General features: G+C 42.5%; 18 protein-coding genes and 1 pseudogene. 15 read left to right on the top strand and 4 right to left on the bottom strand.

Features of this window, described 5'->3' with window-relative positions; all coding sequences use genetic code 11:
• Positions 1-33 precede the first annotated feature (33 nt).
• Complete coding sequence (lpxB, locus tag NSP_RS19365; protein ID WP_006196757.1) at positions 34-1203, top strand: lipid-A-disaccharide synthase; 1170 nt, start codon at positions 34-36, stop codon at positions 1201-1203.
• A gap of 75 nt (positions 1204-1278) precedes the next feature.
• Positions 1279-2577: a DNA cytosine methyltransferase gene (locus NSP_RS19360; protein ID WP_006196756.1), complete on the top strand. Its 1299-nt coding sequence runs from the start codon at positions 1279-1281 to the stop codon at positions 2575-2577.
• 289 nt (positions 2578-2866) lie between these two features.
• Here the strand turns inward: NSP_RS19360 and NSP_RS19355 are convergent, their stop codons facing one another.
• On the bottom strand, positions 2867-3709 hold the full coding sequence (locus tag NSP_RS19355) for a prohibitin family protein (RefSeq protein ID WP_006196755.1): 843 nt from the start codon (positions 3707-3709) through the stop codon (positions 2867-2869).
• Between the two features lie 122 nt (positions 3710-3831).
• Here NSP_RS19355 and NSP_RS24515 point away from each other — a divergent pair.
• The 5 genes and pseudogenes from NSP_RS24515 to NSP_RS19335 form a co-directional block, all read left to right on the top strand.
• Positions 3832-3969 (top strand): annotated as a pseudogene (locus NSP_RS24515) (endonuclease V); the annotation flags it as partial.
• A gap of 110 nt (positions 3970-4079) precedes the next feature.
• On the top strand, positions 4080-4631 hold the full coding sequence (locus NSP_RS19350) for an FHA domain-containing protein (protein ID WP_006196754.1): 552 nt from the start codon (positions 4080-4082) through the stop codon (positions 4629-4631).
• A 104-nt stretch (positions 4632-4735) separates the two neighbouring features.
• On the top strand, positions 4736-6688 hold the full coding sequence (locus tag NSP_RS19345; RefSeq protein WP_006196753.1) for an FHA domain-containing protein: 1953 nt from the start codon (positions 4736-4738) through the stop codon (positions 6686-6688).
• Between the two features lie 141 nt (positions 6689-6829).
• On the top strand, positions 6830-7534 hold the full coding sequence (locus NSP_RS19340) for a GDSL-type esterase/lipase family protein (RefSeq protein WP_173403308.1): 705 nt from the start codon (positions 6830-6832) through the stop codon (positions 7532-7534).
• Complete coding sequence (locus NSP_RS19335) at positions 7531-7965, top strand: hypothetical protein (protein WP_006196751.1); 435 nt, start codon at positions 7531-7533, stop codon at positions 7963-7965. The genes NSP_RS19340 and NSP_RS19335 overlap by 4 nt, the downstream gene beginning before the upstream one ends.
• 284 nt (positions 7966-8249) lie before the next feature.
• Here NSP_RS19335 and nrtS read toward each other — a convergent pair whose 3' ends face one another.
• Positions 8250-8501, bottom strand: coding sequence for a nitrate/nitrite transporter NrtS (gene nrtS / locus NSP_RS19330; protein WP_006196750.1), 252 nt, complete (start codon positions 8499-8501; stop codon positions 8250-8252).
• A 182-nt stretch (positions 8502-8683) separates the two neighbouring features.
• On the opposite strand from nrtS, the gene NSP_RS19325 reads away from it, so the two are divergent.
• On the top strand, positions 8684-9451 hold the full coding sequence (locus NSP_RS19325; RefSeq protein WP_006196749.1) for an AMIN domain-containing protein: 768 nt from the start codon (positions 8684-8686) through the stop codon (positions 9449-9451).
• A gap of 15 nt (positions 9452-9466) precedes the next feature.
• Here NSP_RS19325 and NSP_RS19320 read toward each other — a convergent pair whose 3' ends face one another.
• Together NSP_RS19320 and ndhN are read right to left on the bottom strand one after the other, a co-directional pair.
• Positions 9467-10006 (bottom strand): DUF3172 domain-containing protein, encoded by a 540-nt coding sequence (locus NSP_RS19320; protein WP_006196748.1) that lies wholly within the window; start codon positions 10004-10006, stop codon positions 9467-9469.
• A gap of 152 nt (positions 10007-10158) precedes the next feature.
• Entirely contained in the window at positions 10159-10647 is a 489-nt protein-coding gene (gene ndhN, locus NSP_RS19315) for an NAD(P)H-quinone oxidoreductase subunit N (RefSeq protein ID WP_006196746.1), read from the bottom strand.
• 858 nt (positions 10648-11505) lie between these two features.
• On the opposite strand from ndhN, the gene rplC reads away from it, so the two are divergent.
• The 7 genes from rplC (at position 11506) to rpsC (ending at position 15669) form a co-directional block, all read left to right on the top strand.
• The gene (rplC, locus tag NSP_RS19310; RefSeq protein ID WP_006196744.1) at positions 11506-12141 is read left to right on the top strand and encodes a 50S ribosomal protein L3; all 636 of its coding nucleotides are present in this window, start codon (positions 11506-11508) and stop codon (positions 12139-12141) included.
• A gap of 35 nt (positions 12142-12176) precedes the next feature.
• Positions 12177-12815: a 50S ribosomal protein L4 gene (rplD, locus tag NSP_RS19305; protein WP_006196743.1), complete on the top strand. Its 639-nt coding sequence runs from the start codon at positions 12177-12179 to the stop codon at positions 12813-12815.
• Positions 12808-13122: a 50S ribosomal protein L23 gene (locus tag NSP_RS19300; protein WP_006196742.1), complete on the top strand. Its 315-nt coding sequence runs from the start codon at positions 12808-12810 to the stop codon at positions 13120-13122. Before rplD ends, NSP_RS19300 begins: the two co-directional genes overlap by 8 nt.
• Positions 13123-13128: 6 nt before the next feature.
• A complete protein-coding gene (gene rplB / locus NSP_RS19295; RefSeq protein WP_006196741.1) occupies positions 13129-13992 on the top strand; it encodes a 50S ribosomal protein L2 in 864 nt (287 codons plus the stop codon).
• Between the two features lie 149 nt (positions 13993-14141).
• A complete protein-coding gene (gene rpsS, locus NSP_RS19290; RefSeq protein WP_006196740.1) occupies positions 14142-14420 on the top strand; it encodes a 30S ribosomal protein S19 in 279 nt (92 codons plus the stop codon).
• A gap of 64 nt (positions 14421-14484) precedes the next feature.
• On the top strand, positions 14485-14841 hold the full coding sequence (gene rplV, locus NSP_RS19285; protein WP_006196739.1) for a 50S ribosomal protein L22: 357 nt from the start codon (positions 14485-14487) through the stop codon (positions 14839-14841).
• 51 nt (positions 14842-14892) lie between these two features.
• Positions 14893-15669, top strand: coding sequence for a 30S ribosomal protein S3 (gene rpsC, locus NSP_RS19280; protein WP_006196738.1), 777 nt, complete (start codon positions 14893-14895; stop codon positions 15667-15669).
• Positions 15670-15702: the final 33 nt, after the last annotated feature.

The raw sequence follows: 15702 nt of genomic DNA, 5'->3' as shown, positions 1-15702 counted from the left end.
AAGTTGTTAAATCTTAGTTTTTAGTAATATCAAATGCGGATATTTATCAGCACTGGCGAGGTATCTGGCGATTTGCAAGGTTCATTGCTGATTACAGCTATCCAGCGTCGAGCTGCTGCGGCTAATTTGCAATTAGAAATTGTGGCGCTGGGTGGGGAAAAAATGGCAGCAGCCGGAGCTACTATTTTGGGTAAAACCAGTGGTATTGGCTCGATGGGTTTGATAGAGTCTTTGCCTTATGTTTTCCCGACTCTTCAGGTACAACGGCGAGCGATCGCCTTTCTTAAAGAAAATCCCCCTGATTTAGTGGTACTAATTGATTATATGGGGCCAAATCTCGGTATTGGTACTTATATGCAAAAGCATTTACCACAAGTACCAGTGGTTTATTACATCGCTCCCCAAGAGTGGGCTTGGTCAATGGGTTTGCGTAATACATCCCGAATTGTCGGTTTTACAGATAAACTCTTGGCTATTTTTCCCGAAGAAGCCCGTTATTTTCGCGAGAACGGCGCAGAAGTTAGCTGGGTCGGTCATCCCCTTGTTGACCGGATGCAAGACGCACCCAGTCGCTCAGTAGCCCGCGCAAAATTGCAAATTCCACCAGAACAAAAGGCGATCGCACTACTTCCCGCTTCTCGTCGTCAAGAACTAAAATATCTTTTACCGGTGATTTTTGCAGCTGCTCAAACGATTCAAGCTAAATTACCAGAAGTTCATTTTTGGATTCCCCTGTCGTTAGAAGCTTACAGAGAACCAATCGAAGCCGCAATTCAAAGTTATGGTTTGCGGGCGACAGTTTTATCTGGTCAACAAAAAGAAGTTTTTGCCGCAGCTGATTTTGCTATCAGTAAATCTGGTACAGTCAATCTGGAACTGGCTTTATTAAATGTGCCGCAAGTTGTGGTTTACCGCCTCAATCCCATTACGGTTTGGATTGCGCGTAAAATTCTCAAAGGGTCGATAGTTTTTGCTTCGCCACCTAATTTAGTGGTAATGAGGGAAATTATACCAGAGTTATTACAAGAGCAAGCTACAGCAGAGAATATTATTCAAGCATCGATGGAATTACTGCTAAATTCTGAACTTAGAGCGCAAACTTTGGCAGATTATGCCGAAATGCGGCAGCTTTTGGGCGAAGTGGGAGTATGCGATCGCGTTGCTCAAGAAATTTTGCAAATGCTACCAGAAGTTGGGGAGTAGGGAGTAGGGAGTAGGGAGTGGGGAGTGGGGAGTAGGGAGTGGGGAGTGGGGGGAGTAAGAAAGATGGTCAGGTAGATGAGAAAAAAACGGCCGATTGCAGTTGATTTATTTGCTGGTGCTGGTGGGATGACCCTCGGATTTGAACAAGCTGGTTTTGATGTACTTGCATCTGTAGAAATAGACCCCATACACTGTGCAACACACGAGTTTAATTTTCCTTTTTGGCGTGTTTTGTGTAAGCCTGTTGAAGAAACTACCAGTCAAGAGATTAGACAAAGTTCATCAATTGGCGATCGCGAAATTGATGTAGTGTTTGGTGGTCCCCCCTGTCAGGGGTTTTCATTAATAGGGAAACGTTCTTTTGAAGACCCTAGAAATTCTTTAGTATTTCATTATATTAGATTAGTATTAGAACTCAGCCCCAAGTTTTTTGTAATTGAAAACGTCAAAGGAATGACGGCTGGAAATCATCAAGCATTTATTGCAGAAATCATTAATAAATTTGCCAGCAATGGTTACAAAGTCCGCCAAAAATATCAAGTTTTAAATGCTGCTCATTTTGGAGTACCACAAAATCGGGAAAGATTATTTATTCTGGGTTGTCGTAATGACTTAGAATTACCAAATTATCCAGAAGCAATTACTCAACGAGCGAAACCAAAGAAATCAGGATTACCTCATGAATTAAACTTAAGTCCGACAGTGTGGGAAGCACTTCAAGACTTACCCGAAATAGAAAAATATAGCGAATTATATCAACGTGATTGGGTAGTTACAGATTTTGGTAAGCCCAGTAATTATGGTCGCCTACTGCGTGGGCTAGGTTCTACAAATAATGACTATTCATATCAGCGTCAGTATGACTCTAGAATCCTGACATCCAGTTTAAGAACACAGCATAATTTAGAAACAGTCACCAGATTTGCAGCTACACCTTATGGTAAAACCGAAAAAATTAGCCGTTTCCATAAGCTTGATCCTCAAGGAATTTGTAATACCCTCAGAGCCGGAACTCCTAGTAATCAAGGTGCTTTTACTTCCCCTAGACCAATTCATCCGTTTATCCCCAGATGTATAACGGTGCGGGAAGCAGCACGTTTACATTCTTATCCAGATTGGTTTAGGTTTCATGTCACAAAATGGCATGGATTTCGACAAATAGGAAATTCTGTTCCTCCTTTATTAGCTAAAGCTGTCGCTTTAGAAATCATTAAATCTTTAGATATAAAGTTAGATAAACCCACAACGATAAAACATTTAGGGGATGATAGTTTACTAAGTCTTAGTATGACGCAAGCGGCTAAATACTTTGAAGTGAATCCTCATACTATAGAGCCTAGAGTCAGAAAATCAAATATACCGATTTTCACCTGAATTGCTACTACAAGAATTATCTGTGGTCGAATAATTCTTGGTTTACCTCATTGAGGTGCGAATCGCTATATTATCCAACCAATTGCGTAAATCTTCAAATTCTAGAAAGAAGTTAGATATTAATTCTGGAAATAAACGGTCATGATATATTGTTATATCACATTTTTTCTCAAATATTATGGCGATCGCCTCCGGTGGGCGCGGAGCGCCATCGCATCTCCACTAACTAAAATTTCGGTATCTGATGTAATCTGATCGTACTTTAGTTCCTGGAGGCGATCGCTAAAAATTATTGTTGCTGATTTCCACTTGCTAAACTACTAGGATTAATGTTAATTAAAGGCAACGCACCGTTACCACTCATCACTGTGGGAAAACGGCCATCCCATTTTTCTATCGCTTGCTTTTGTAATAAATCTGGCGTTAAAGTTAGCCTTTGTAATCTTTGTGCTTCCGCTTGTCCTTTGGCGCGGTTGATATCTGCTTGGGCTTCTTGAGTCGCTTTCTGAGCAATAAACTCTGCTTGTTTAGCCTCTTGTTCAGCTATTTGTTTCGATTCAATTGCTCTACTAAACTCTGGAGAAAAGGAAAAATTCACTAAAGAAACATCATCTATAATAATACCGTAACTTTCTAAACGGTTTTTGAGATGATTATCAATTTCTTCCTTTAATTCCGTTCTTTTCGTAATCACTTCTTCGGCAGTTTTTTTAGCAGTAGCTGCTTTCAAAACTTCGGAAACTGCTGGGGTAATAATTCCATCAATAATTAGATTTTCATCTCCAACTTGTTGAAAAATTTTATTTACTCTTAGCGGATCAATGTGCCAGTTTACCGCCAATTCTGTCGTGATTGTTTGCAGGTCTTTGGAAGCTGCATCAGATTTAAAAGTATTTTTTTGAACGCGAACATTTAGCCTTTTAACTGATGTGACAATTGGCATAATTGGATGTAGACCTTCGCCTAAAACTTGCTCCTGCACTTTGCCAAACCGCATGAGTACACCCCGTTCACCAGCATTTACAATGGCAAAAGGACGGATCGTAATTGCCAAAAATAAGATAAATATTCCTCCAGCAATATAAAATCCATACTGAAAGTTAGTATCAAGATTTCTGCTCACATTACGCATATTTTTCTCCTTAATTATTGATACACTAACGGCGAGAATTTTCTCACAAGCTACAAAAATTTTAAAATTAGGTTATTGGTAACTACACCGTTACTAATCAATATTTCGGAAAAGCACACTAAGGAGTAAAGCCTGTATATGTATCCATCGGTCATCAAGTCAGTTTAACTACGGCGATTGACTATGTATTAAGCTGTACACCCAAATATCGCTTACCCGAAACTACACGCATTGCTGATAAATTAGCATCAGCGAGATAACGTGATTGTTGACCTTTGTGCTAAACACTTGCTTGCTCTGGCTCAATCGTGTTAGGAATCCCACAGGGAAAAGTTGAAGTAACTAAATAAGAATTACCTAAGCTAGAAAAATGAACGCACTAACTTTACAGTGGCATGATACAGGCCAAGATAGAGTTCAGAACATTTACGAGCAACAGCCAAGTAAAAATCCTAACACCGTCCGCATCGGTCGCGATCCACTGCGGTGTGACATTGTTTTGAGTAACCCGACTGTATCCGGTTTACACGTAGAAATATTTTTTCACACCCAGCAGCAATGCTTTTATATCAGAAATTTGCGATCGCCTAACCCCCCAATCATCGATGGACAGCAATTAATCCAAGGTGAAATGCCTTTAAATCAAGGCAGTATCATCTATTTGGGTCAAGCAAAACTTCAAGTTACTAACGTTGCTATTAACAACATTCCACCAACAATTTTAGCACCACCACAACCACCAATCCCACTGAGTCATCATCACCATTCACCCACACCCGCAGCACCACCACAAGGAATTTATGGTTTAGAGTGTCCCAAATGTTATAAAGTTTCACCTGTGGAAAATCTGCAAATTGGTTGTCCTTGGTGTGGTACATCTTTAGCAGCATCAGTAAGTGTCTTAGTAGCACCCAATCATTAGGGGTGTGGGGAGTGGTCCGTAAAGAATTTTGGATTTTTGATTTGCGATTTTAGATTGCAGTCTAATCCAAAATCTAAAATCTAAAATCTAAAATTGATTGACTAATGACTAATTTACAAATTCAATTAACTTGGGAAGATCCAGCGACGGGGGAACGGCGAGAACCAACTTTGAGTGCGCCAATTGCTTTTGGTCGTGAATTCGTCCGTTTACCGGCTGAACTTCAGGGACGGCGTGTAGCTAGAATGCTACTTAACAGTAATGAAATTTCCCGTTATCATGCTCTGGTTGACTGGGAACAAAACCAGCTAGTAGTAATTGACCAAAACAGCATTAATGGTGTATTTATTAACGGTCAACGACAAAACCGTGGTGTTCTAACTAACGGTGATACTTTACAAATTGGCCCCTACATGATCACGGTGATGTTTGGTGTCAACGCCACCACCCAAGCTACCACCCCGCCGTCAATAATTCAGTTTAACCCCAATACCAATATCCCAGACCCTGGCTTACCACCAGTCCCGCCAACACCTTTATCTAGCAATTTTCCCCCACCAGCATTTAAGGCTGAATTGGTCGCGGTGCAAGCACTTCACGCCACAGGTTTACCCGTGGATGAATGCGATTATCTGGCAGTTGGGGCAGGATTAGGTAGTTTTATTTGGGTTGATTTGTTGCGAATTAGTGGTGTCCGGGCTGAAAAAATCATTGCTTTGGGATTAGACAAAGAACCTTATGCGCGTTATAAAAGCCTTTGTCTGAATTCGCAAATTCCCTTACATGAAAGATTGCGATCTAATTCTGATTCTTGTCCTGATAATATTTGGGGATGGCCTAGTTATGCTTTGCGCGAAGCTGGGCGTGACGTTACCAAAGGTCATCTCAATTCAGCATTCAAATATTTATGGCAAGTTTTCGCTGAACCCACCTTTGCCGAAACTTATACACCTCGTGCGGGTAATGTCTTCGATTCCATAGACAGGGAAGTTAAGCGCATTGGCTGGAATCAAATTTATCGTTATGGGCGCGTTAGGGCTATTCGCAAAACAGATGATGGCAGATATTGTGTAGCCTATTCTCGCAGTCCCGGAAATTATGCTTTTATAGTTAGTCGTTATTTACATTTAGCTACTGGGTATCCCGCAATTCAATTTCTCCCAGATTTGCAAGCTTATAGAGAAAAATATCAAGATTTTAAGTCTGTTGTCAATGCTTATGAAGCGCACGACCATGTTTATCAGCAACTAGAACAACAAGGTGGTACTGTGTTGATTCGCGGACGGGGAATTGTGGCTTCGCGAATTATCCAAAGAATTAATGAGGCCAGAAAGCACAATCGTCAAATTACAGTTTTGCATTTAATGCGATCGCCTAAACCCCAAGGCAACAAATTTCAAAAAGCACAGCGACAAGTCAAAAATCATTACGAATTTCAGCCCTTTAACTGGCCTAAAGCTTGTTGGGGCGGAGAACTCCGCGTCATGCTCGAAAAAGCCACCCCTGACGAACGCCAGCGCCTACTAAAAGACTGGGGTGGTACTACCACCGCCGACCGCCAAGACTGGCAGCAAATAACTGAACAAGGGTTAAGTGAAGGTTGGTATCAAATAACCTTTGGTGAAGTAAAAGCTGTGGAACAAGATGCTCAAAACCGGACTATTACCCATATCCAGGAAAAAGGCTTGGGAGAAATGAAACTAGCAGCCGACTTTATTGTTGATGCTACCGGACTCGATGCCAAAGTCAAAGCCAGCCCTTTGCTAGAGGATATTGTCAAACATTACAACTTACCCCTGAATCATATGGAGCGTTTAGTTGTCACAAATAATTTTGAAATACCAGAAATGCGGAATGGCAAAGGACAGATATATGCAGCCGGAGCAATTACATTGGGTGGCCCCTATGCAGCCGTCGATAGTTTCCTAGGTTTGCAATATTCAGCATTAGTCGCCGTTGATGGACTCGCCGCCTCCCGTGCGCCCGGACTTCACCGCTTAAATATGCTAACTTCCTCTGCACAGTGGCTAAAGTGGATATTTAATCAATCCCCATAATTCCTTAACTCCTATTCTCTCCTCTGCGCCTCTGCGCCTGGTGCGTGATATAAATTCATTTTTGTATCAGACAAGCAAGATACCCTTTAATGGTGTAGAAATGTGTAGAATCTTGTAAAGATATAAAATACAGCCCTTAAAATGCAAACATTCGAGCTTTCTTCCTCAATGCAGCTGGTAGAACCACCCAAGCAATGTCAGCCTTTGAAGATTATCGCACTGGGGGATAGCTTAGTATATGGCTTTGGCGACCCGGAAAAAGGCGGTTGGGTTGAACAACTCCGGCGGTGGTGGATGTTACCCGATAGTTCTGGTCATGTATTATATAATTTGGGAGTTAGAGGCGATCGCACACAACAAGTAGCACAAAGGCTAGAAGTAGAATTTCGTCATCGGGGTGAACTGCGAAATCGTCTTCCCGACATGATTATCCTCTCCGTAGGTGTCAATGATTCCGCAAGATTAACACGTCCCCAAGGCAGAAATTATACAGATTTTGACCTATTTGAATCAGAAATTAGTTCTTTACTAGAACAAGCACAACAACTCTGTCCAGTGTTATTTGTCGGGATGATTCCCGTAGATGAAGCCAAAATGCCCTTTCTAGATTGCTTTTATTATAATCACAGCGACCAGTACCGTTATAAAGAAGCTACTAAACTTGCTTGCAGTCAACGGCAAATTCCTTATTTAGATATTTTCGATAAATGGATGGCGCGGGATGAATTTTGGCGGTTGCAACGCTTAAGTGCAGATGGTCTTCACCCCAATACCCTCGGCTATCAAACTTTGTTAGAAGATGTGATTAATTGGCAACCACTAGCAGCCTATCATAGTCAATTATGACACCAACTTTATTTGGGCGTTGGCAAACTCGACTACTACTACTCGCAACTATAGGCGTAGTAGTATCATTACCTTTTGCAATGGGTTTAATTGGCCCTGGCGCAAACTCGGTTTATTTCTGGATACTTGGCTATGTCGCTATCTTTGGCTTAATTTGGGATGTGCTTTATAATTATCTGCAAAAATCCCGTTGGGATAGGGACTGGCCAGCCGCTTATCAACTGGTTGCTGGGATTTGGGAATCAGTCTTTATCTTCTGTGGGGTAAAACTTTTTGGCTTCTTACCAATACCTATACCAAAAGCAGAACTAACGTTAGGAGCTTTTTTGCTACACTATAGCCTAGTCTGGCTAGCAGTTTTTATCGCCTCGCAAAGCCTCATGCGAATTATCTTTCCCCGTTGGCGTTTCCGAGGAGGCCAATGGTTATAAGTTTTCCCGTAACCTCGTTTTTTACTGATGAGAAAAAATCAAAATAATTAAATTTTAATTAACATAAATTAATTATTTTTGCTTCCTCAAGGAACTTACTAGTACAGTTCGGCGTAAATAGGACAACCATTTAAAATCAATCAAAAGCCTATAAAGTAAGACTTTTGACTTTTGACTTTTGACTTTTGACTTCCGCCTTGCGGTACTAGGTACTGAACCAGGCAGATATCTGTCAATAAAATCTTGGATATTAACGCAGATTTATAAAATGTCAAATGTCTGCATTAGTTAAATTTTTTAGCTTGAGTTGAACTGTAAACACTAACGTATTGACCATGAATATTAACGCAATAGGGAACTAGGTAACTTATCGCCGCAGATATCCAGCGTTCGCGACTCATTTCGCCTTGCCACAAAGCACTTCCATGATTGATTATAAATAAGATAGAACCAACAATCAATGCAACTTTTACTGCTGTTGTCACCAATTTCGGCTCAATTAAACTGGCAAAATATCCTTTAACAAACTTAGACATTCTTACCTAACCTTGGGCTTATATAGATAAGCATACAGATTGTTAGGTTCAATTCATCAAATTGTTGGCAAATTTGTCAGGTTCGGATAGCGTGTATGCAGGACTTAAGATTTAAGTATATTATACCGAACAATAATTACCAAAAGATGCCTCATGGCTCAACATAAAAGGAAAATAAATTCATGTACCAGGGACTAAGCATTAGGCAATTTTGGCAAAGTCGCCATCATCTGTTGGGGTTGTATGCAGTAATTGCTCTGCAAGCTGGTAGTAGTGTCGCCGCACCAGCAGCCAGATTAGATGATTGGCGCTTTTACCCAGAAGCTATACAGTTAGAAATTAACCTCTCAGCTAATACAACTCCCAAGTATTTCTACTTATCCGAACCGCCTCGTCTGGTTGTGGATTTGCCAAATACTAAGTTAGGTAACGTTCCCACCATCCAAAATTATTTTGGCGCAATTCAAAGAATTCGTGTTTCTCAGTTAAATGAGACTGTAACTCGAATTGTTCTGGATTTAGCCGCCGGAAATTATGGAGATCCCAACCAAGTACAGCTACAACCAGTTTCCCGACAAAACCCCACGCGCTGGGTGTTACGTCCTACGATTACTAGTTATACTCGCCCTACACAACCGGGAAATTTTCAATCTTTACCCAACCAAGCACCCAGTAATTATCAACAGTTACCTAGCACCTTATATCCCATAACTCCTAACTCACAGCAACCCTTTGTGACTGTACCTCCCCTGAATCCTAGGAACTCTTCTCAATTACCCGGTTCTATTCTTCCTCCAGCTAGTTTTCCCCAGCAACCTAGTAATTTTAATAGTCTTCCCTCTCAAAGAAGCCCTAATTTCTCAGTTCCGACAATCCCCAATTATCAACCGAATGTGTCAAATATACAGGTGATTGAGTTTGGTCAACCTCTTCCCAAACCCAATTACTAAATTGGCAAAATTCTACTAAAATCTATCTGTTTGTTGAGGTTGTGTAACTGCTCCTGGTTGAGATGTAAAAAAGTTTTGAGCCGCCTGATTTTGGTAGATACATCTGATATCAGGGTTTTCACTTTCTAAAGCACCTGTAAAGCCAAAAGTGTTTAGGCGATTTTTACATTCTCGAACTTGGCTAGATGTCACAAGGTTGCGTTGCTCTAAAATTGCCCAGTTATTTTGCCGCAGAACGCACCCAGGACGCATACTTGGTTGAGCCACATAGACGTTAAACGGGTTGAGAGTCACGAACAGTCTCGCGTCCATTACCATTGCACTAGCTCCATTCTGCACGCAAATCTCAGGGTTTGGCGCTCTATTGTCAATAAATTCACGAGAAGCCACATTTGATGGCGTTAATGTGGTTGTGGAGCTAAAGGCAATCCCAATACCAATGCCTAACACCAGCACCCCTGCCAAAATGGCGATAGTGGAAATGTTGAACAAAGATGGTTGTGAAGCCGAAGATTTAGAAGTAGTAGCCGATCTACCAGTAGATTTACGTCTCATTTTGCTCTGTTTACCTTCACGCCTGAGAAAGTAGGGAGTAGTCTAAACTGTTCTGCCTTTTACAGTATGACGATTTTTAATTGTAGTTGTCTGTAATTGGGGCGATCGCACCTCCGGGAAATTTGCGAAGTAGCGATCGCCCAGCTAAATCATTACACAGCTAGATAGCTGGCAGAATATGTATCTTTGAGAGATTTCCAACGAAAAGCGCGATCGCCTCCTCTCTCAACTACTACTTTGACTCGTGGTTCCAAGCTAGGCAAAGTCGTTAAAAACTCCACCTCCTGATCCGCCAGAATCTGCCCTTCAATAATCCACAACACCAAACCCTTAGACTTTGGTGGTAGCTGTTCCAGATTATAAGTAACAATCGGTGGTATGTAATACACATAACCCACTGCCGCACCACTACCAGTGCTTTTTTTACCCAGGTGAGGTGGTCTCACACCATGAACTCCTGTGAGATAGGCAGCTACGTCGCCCAGTCCCCTAGCAGTAATATGAAGATTTCCATAGCCAGCCGCCCGCAGTCGGCGGCGATATCGACCTTCAAAACCTCCTTCGAGAGGTACGTAAACACCAAGGGAACCAAATTTCTCCAAATCGCGGATGAAAGCGTTGCCAGTGGTAATCAGTGCCATAAATTTTCGTCCTATCCCACTTAGATATCTCTATTATTCACCCTCAACCAAGATTAGGTTAAAGTATTGAGGCCAGAAAGCCCATCTCATTATCTTTAATCAAAAACTATTTTAAAGATTTATAGACAAATCTCCATAGATGATTTATGATATTAGATTGTTACCTGTAAGAGTAAAAACTAAGTTATCATTGTTCTGTGAGTTTTCAGATGTGTAACATCGCCAGCCAAAAATAAACTTGCAAAAAGTAGAAACCTGGTTCAAAGTTGTCAGACACTGGTAAACTAGAAAAGCTCTCAGGTTAAATCAGAGTTGTGGCTGAATAAACAAAGCCAACAAACGACTCTAAACTACATTCACTCCTTTAAGCTTGAGAAACCAGGCAAAATCTTAAACTATAGTTTAAGGTTAAAGTAATGTGTTGAGTACGGATACTGAGTGGTAAAAAACCGCTTAAGTCCCACTACAGCACGGCAGAAGCAAGTTATGGCAGGAAAGCCACCAACAGCACTGCCTCCAGAAAGTGCCTAAGTAATTGCTTGGACGAAAGCATTACTGCACAAAGCGCAAAGCTAGAAAGCATTGCCCTGATTCCAAAAGTTATTTTTTCTGAATGGGAAAAAGCTTGTGGCTGTTCTGGTGACCAAGTGAGTGAAAGTAAACGGATTCACCAAACAGAAAAGACATAACTTGTTGTGTCATGAAAGATATGGTGTAGTATCATCTGCTGCGAATTTCCGTTCGAGCAGCGTCCCCAAGAAAGGTTCGTCCAACCTCAATCGGCACCGATACAAATGTAAAAGTGTCCTCAAGAGTCCGATTCCAACACCAGCAAGTATATAAGGAGAACCAGTTACTGTGTCTGTAGGTATTCTCGGCACCAAACTGGGCATGACCCAAGTCTTTGACGAAGCAGGAGTATCCATTCCTGTCACCGTAGTTCAAGCCGGACCATGCACTGTTACACAAGTTAAAACAAAACAGACCGACGGTTACAGCGCCATCCAACTCGGTTATGGTGAAGTAAAACCCAAGGCGCTGAATAGACCTCTGCTGGGTCACTTGGCAAAATCATCTGCACCAGCGTTGCGTCATTTAAACGAATATCACACAGATAGCCCTAGTGATTATGCTTTAGGTCAAGAACTAAAAGCAGATATTTTTAGCGAAGGTCAAATTGTCGATGTAGTCGGTACCAGTATTGGTCGTGGTTTTGCGGGCAACCAGAAGCGCAACAACTTTGGCCGTGGTCCCATGTCACATGGTTCCAAAAACCATAGAGCGCCAGGTTCCATTGGTGCAGGTACAACCCCAGGTCGTGTTTATCCGGGTAAACGGATGGCAGGGCGTTTGGGTGGAACCCGCGTGACAATTCGCAAATTAACAGTGGTACGAGTAGACCTCGAACGCAACTTATTGCTAATTAAAGGAGCCATTCCTGGTAAACCGGGGTCCTTAGTGAATATTCTGCCTGCGAAGAAAGTTGGTAAGTAGTCATTGAAAGGCAAAAGACACAAAAGGACAAAAAAATGGTTGAAAGCGTAGTAAAAAATTGGCAAGGAGAGCAAGTCGGCGAGACGACCTTTGAATTAAGAGTTGCTAAAGAATCAACAGCATCTCATATTGTGCATAGAGCCTTGGTCAGACAAATGACCAACTCTCGCCAAGGAACCGCAAGTACAAAAACTCGTTCCGAAGTCAGAGGTGGTGGTCGTAAACCTTGGCGGCAAAAAGGCACAGGTCGCGCTCGTGCAGGGTCTATTCGTTCACCACTGTGGCGTGGTGGTGGTGTCATCTTTGGACCTAAACCCAGAGACTATAACCAAAAATTAAACCGCAAAGAACGACGTTTAGCACTGCGAACCGCATTTGTTAGTCGTGCCGACGATTTGATTGTAGTACAAGACTTTAGTAACGAATTATCCCGCCCCAAAACCAAAGAATTAGTGGCAGCACTAGCTCGTTGGGGAGCAGCACCAGAAAATAAGGCATTGTTAATTATGCCGATAATTTCATCTGAGGATAACGTTTATCTGTCAGCCCGCAATATCCAAAATTTAAAGTTAATTGCAGCCGACCAGCTAAATGTTTACGATTTGCTGCACGCTGACAAAATTGTGATCACAGCATCAGCTTTAGCTAAAATTCAGGAGGTCTATAGTGCCTAAGTTTGACCCCCGCAACCTTGCCGACTTAGTGCGTCGCCCCATAGTGACTGAAAAGGCGACCATCCTGATGGAGCAAAATAAATATACATTTGAAGTGGCTCCAAAAGCCACCAAGCCACAAATAAAAGCGGCAATTGAAGGCCTATTTGAGGTCAAAATTGTCAAAATTAATACCATGATGCCACCACGCAAACAGCGTCGTGTTGGTAAATTCGTTGGTTACAAACCCCAATACAAGCGAGCTATCGTCACTGTAGCCCCTGGGGATGAAGAGAAAATTAGACAAGTTCTATTCCCAGAGGTATAAAGCAAAATGGGTACTCGTTCTTATCGTCCTTATACCCCTAGTACACGCCAAGTTACAGTTTCCGACTTTGCCGAAATTACCAAATCAAAGCCGGAAAAATCTTTAACAGAATACGTGCATCGCCCCAAAGGTCGTAACAACCAAGGGCGCATCACTAGCCGTCGTCGGGGTGGCGGACACAAACAAATGTACCGGATCATTGACTTTAAACGGGATAAACGTAATATTCCCGCCCAAGTCATAGCCATTGAATATGATCCCAACCGGAATGCGCGCATTGCCCTGGTGTTATATCAAGATGGCGAAAAGCGTTACATTCTTCACCCCAATAAGTTGCCAGTGGGTGCAACAATTATTGCGGGTCCCGATTCTCCCTTTGAAGATGGCAATGCTTTGCCACTTTTGAATATTCCCTTGGGTACAAGCGTACACAACGTAGAACTAACACCTGGTAAAGGCGGACAAATTGTCCGGGCTGCTGGTGCTAACGCTCAAGTTGTAGCCAAAGAAGGTCAGTATGTCACACTGAAATTACCTTCGGGAGAAGTGCGGATGATTCGGCGGGAATGCTACGCCACCATCGGACAAGTAGGTAACACCGACGCGAGAAACTTAAGTGCGGGTAAAGCCGGACGTAATCGTTGGAAGGGTCGCCGTCCGAAGGTTAGAGGTAGTGTCATGAACCCCGTGGATCACCCACATGGTGGTGGTGAGGGTAGAGCGCCTATTGGTAGACCAGGCCCTGTAACACCTTGGGGTAAACCTACTTTGGGTGCGAAGACACGCAAACCCAAGAAAGCCAGCAGCAAATTGATCGTACGTCGCCGCCGTAAATCTTCTAAACGCGGTCGTGGTGGTCGTCAATCATAGAATTTTAGATTTTAAATTTTGGATTTTAGATTGGGTTGATTTGTCAGTATCCAGAATTTGTGAAACTTGACCAGAGACCTAATTCATTAAAATCCGAAATTCTCAAATTTTTAATTCAAAATCTCAAATCCAAAATCCAAAATTGAATTATGGGTCGTTCTTTAAAAAAAGGGCCTTTTGTGGCCGATCACTTGCTGACCAAGATTGAAAAGCTCAACGCTAAAAACGAAAAGCAAGTGATTAAAACTTGGTCGAGAGCTTCGACAATTTTGCCCTTAATGATAGGTCATACCATCGCTGTTCACAACGGTCGTCAACACGTTCCGGTTTTTGTGAACGAGCAAATGGTAGGACACAAGTTGGGAGAGTTCGCCCCCACACGTACCTACAGAGGTCATGGGAAGAGTGATAAAAAAGCAGGGAGATAGTTATTAGTTATTAGTCATCAGCTAAAGGCTAATAATCAGTGACTAATGACTAAAGGAGAAAAATATGGCTATTGATACTACTGAAGTTAAGGCGATCGCTCGTTATATACGCATTTCTCCCTACAAAGTGCGTCGCGTACTCGACCAAATTAGAGGGCGTTCTTACCGAGAAGCACTAATTATATTGGAATTCATGCCCTATCGAGCTTGTGAACCAGTATTGAAGCTTCTCAGAAGTGCCGCCGCTAATGCCGAGCATAATGCTGGTTTAGACCGGACAAATCTGGTAATTACTCAAGCTTATGCCAATCAAGGTCCAGTGCTAAAACGGTTTCAACCCAGAGCGCAAGGGCGAGCTTACCAAATTCGCAAGCCAACGTGTCATATCACTGTGGCTGTAGCTGATGCTACTGCTGAATAATTATCAGACCCGAAAAATTGCGTAAAGTTAGAAATTTTAGAGGAAGCATTTGTGGGACAGAAGATTCATCCAGTTGGTTTTCGCCTGGGTATTACGCGTGAGCATCAATCCCGTTGGTTTGCAGTTCCTGAACGTTATCCAGAACTTTTACAAGAAGACTACAAACTGCGTCAGTACATAGAAAAAAAGCTGGGTAAACTGGCTCAAAACAACGCCGGGATTTCTGAAGTCAGAATTGAGCGCAAAGCCGACCAAATTGACTTAGAAGTACGCACAGCTAGACCTGGTGTAGTTGTCGGTCGTGGTGGACAAGGTATTGAATCACTACGGCTTGGACTACAAGAAGTGCTGGGTGGTAATCGCCAAATTCGCATCAACGTAGTCGAAGTTCAAAAAGTTGATGCTGATGCTTCCCTGATTGGCGAATACATTGCTCAACAGTTGGAACGACGTGTTTCGTTTCGGCGGGTAGTACGCCAAGCCATTCAGCGCGCTCAACGTGCTGGTGTTCAAGGCATTAAAATTCAAGTCAGTGGTCGCCTCAACGGTGCAGAAATTGCCCGGACAGAGTGGACTCGTGAAGGTAGAGTACCTTTACATACCTTACGGGCTGATATTGACTACGCTTACTGCACAGCCAAAACAATTTACGGGATTCTGGGCATCAAAGTATGGGTGTTCAAGGGAGAAATTATCCCCGGACAAGAAGAAATTCCAGCCCCACCCAGTACACGCGATCGCGGCGATCGCGATCGTGAACGTGAACCCCGTCGTCGTCAACAACAACGTCGTCGTCAGCAATTTGAAGACCGTTCTAATGAAGGATAGTCATTAATCATTAGTCCTTAGTCCTGAGCAATG

Origin of the sequence: Nodularia spumigena CCY9414 (genome assembly GCF_000340565.2) — a bacterium.
GTDB classification, from domain to species: domain Bacteria; phylum Cyanobacteriota; class Cyanobacteriia; order Cyanobacteriales; family Nostocaceae; genus Nodularia; species Nodularia spumigena.
The sequence above is the reverse complement of the archived record's forward strand: the minus strand, read 5'-3'. Positions and strand labels throughout refer to the sequence as shown.

Excerpts from the sequence above, each read along its gene's own strand:
- lpxB (WP_006196757.1), top strand. The coding sequence starts at position 34 with ATGCGGATATTTATCAGCACTGGCGAGGTATCTGGCGATTTGCAAGGT.
- NSP_RS19360 (WP_006196756.1), top strand. The coding sequence starts at position 1,279 with ATGAGAAAAAAACGGCCGATTGCAGTTGATTTATTTGCTGGTGCTGGT.
- NSP_RS19355 (WP_006196755.1), bottom strand. The coding sequence starts at position 3,709 with ATGCGTAATGTGAGCAGAAATCTTGATACTAACTTTCAGTATGGATTT.
- NSP_RS19350 (WP_006196754.1), top strand. The coding sequence starts at position 4,080 with ATGAACGCACTAACTTTACAGTGGCATGATACAGGCCAAGATAGAGTT.
- NSP_RS19345 (WP_006196753.1), top strand. The coding sequence starts at position 4,736 with ATGACTAATTTACAAATTCAATTAACTTGGGAAGATCCAGCGACGGGG.
- NSP_RS19340 (WP_173403308.1), top strand. The coding sequence starts at position 6,830 with ATGCAAACATTCGAGCTTTCTTCCTCAATGCAGCTGGTAGAACCACCC.
- NSP_RS19335 (WP_006196751.1), top strand. The coding sequence starts at position 7,531 with ATGACACCAACTTTATTTGGGCGTTGGCAAACTCGACTACTACTACTC.
- nrtS (WP_006196750.1), bottom strand. The coding sequence starts at position 8,501 with ATGTCTAAGTTTGTTAAAGGATATTTTGCCAGTTTAATTGAGCCGAAA.
- NSP_RS19325 (WP_006196749.1), top strand. The coding sequence starts at position 8,684 with ATGTACCAGGGACTAAGCATTAGGCAATTTTGGCAAAGTCGCCATCAT.
- NSP_RS19320 (WP_006196748.1), bottom strand. The coding sequence starts at position 10,006 with ATGAGACGTAAATCTACTGGTAGATCGGCTACTACTTCTAAATCTTCG.
- ndhN (WP_006196746.1), bottom strand. The coding sequence starts at position 10,647 with ATGGCACTGATTACCACTGGCAACGCTTTCATCCGCGATTTGGAGAAA.
- rplD (WP_006196743.1), top strand. The coding sequence starts at position 12,177 with ATGGTTGAAAGCGTAGTAAAAAATTGGCAAGGAGAGCAAGTCGGCGAG.
- rplB (WP_006196741.1), top strand. The coding sequence starts at position 13,129 with ATGGGTACTCGTTCTTATCGTCCTTATACCCCTAGTACACGCCAAGTT.
- rpsS (WP_006196740.1), top strand. The coding sequence starts at position 14,142 with ATGGGTCGTTCTTTAAAAAAAGGGCCTTTTGTGGCCGATCACTTGCTG.
- rplV (WP_006196739.1), top strand. The coding sequence starts at position 14,485 with ATGGCTATTGATACTACTGAAGTTAAGGCGATCGCTCGTTATATACGC.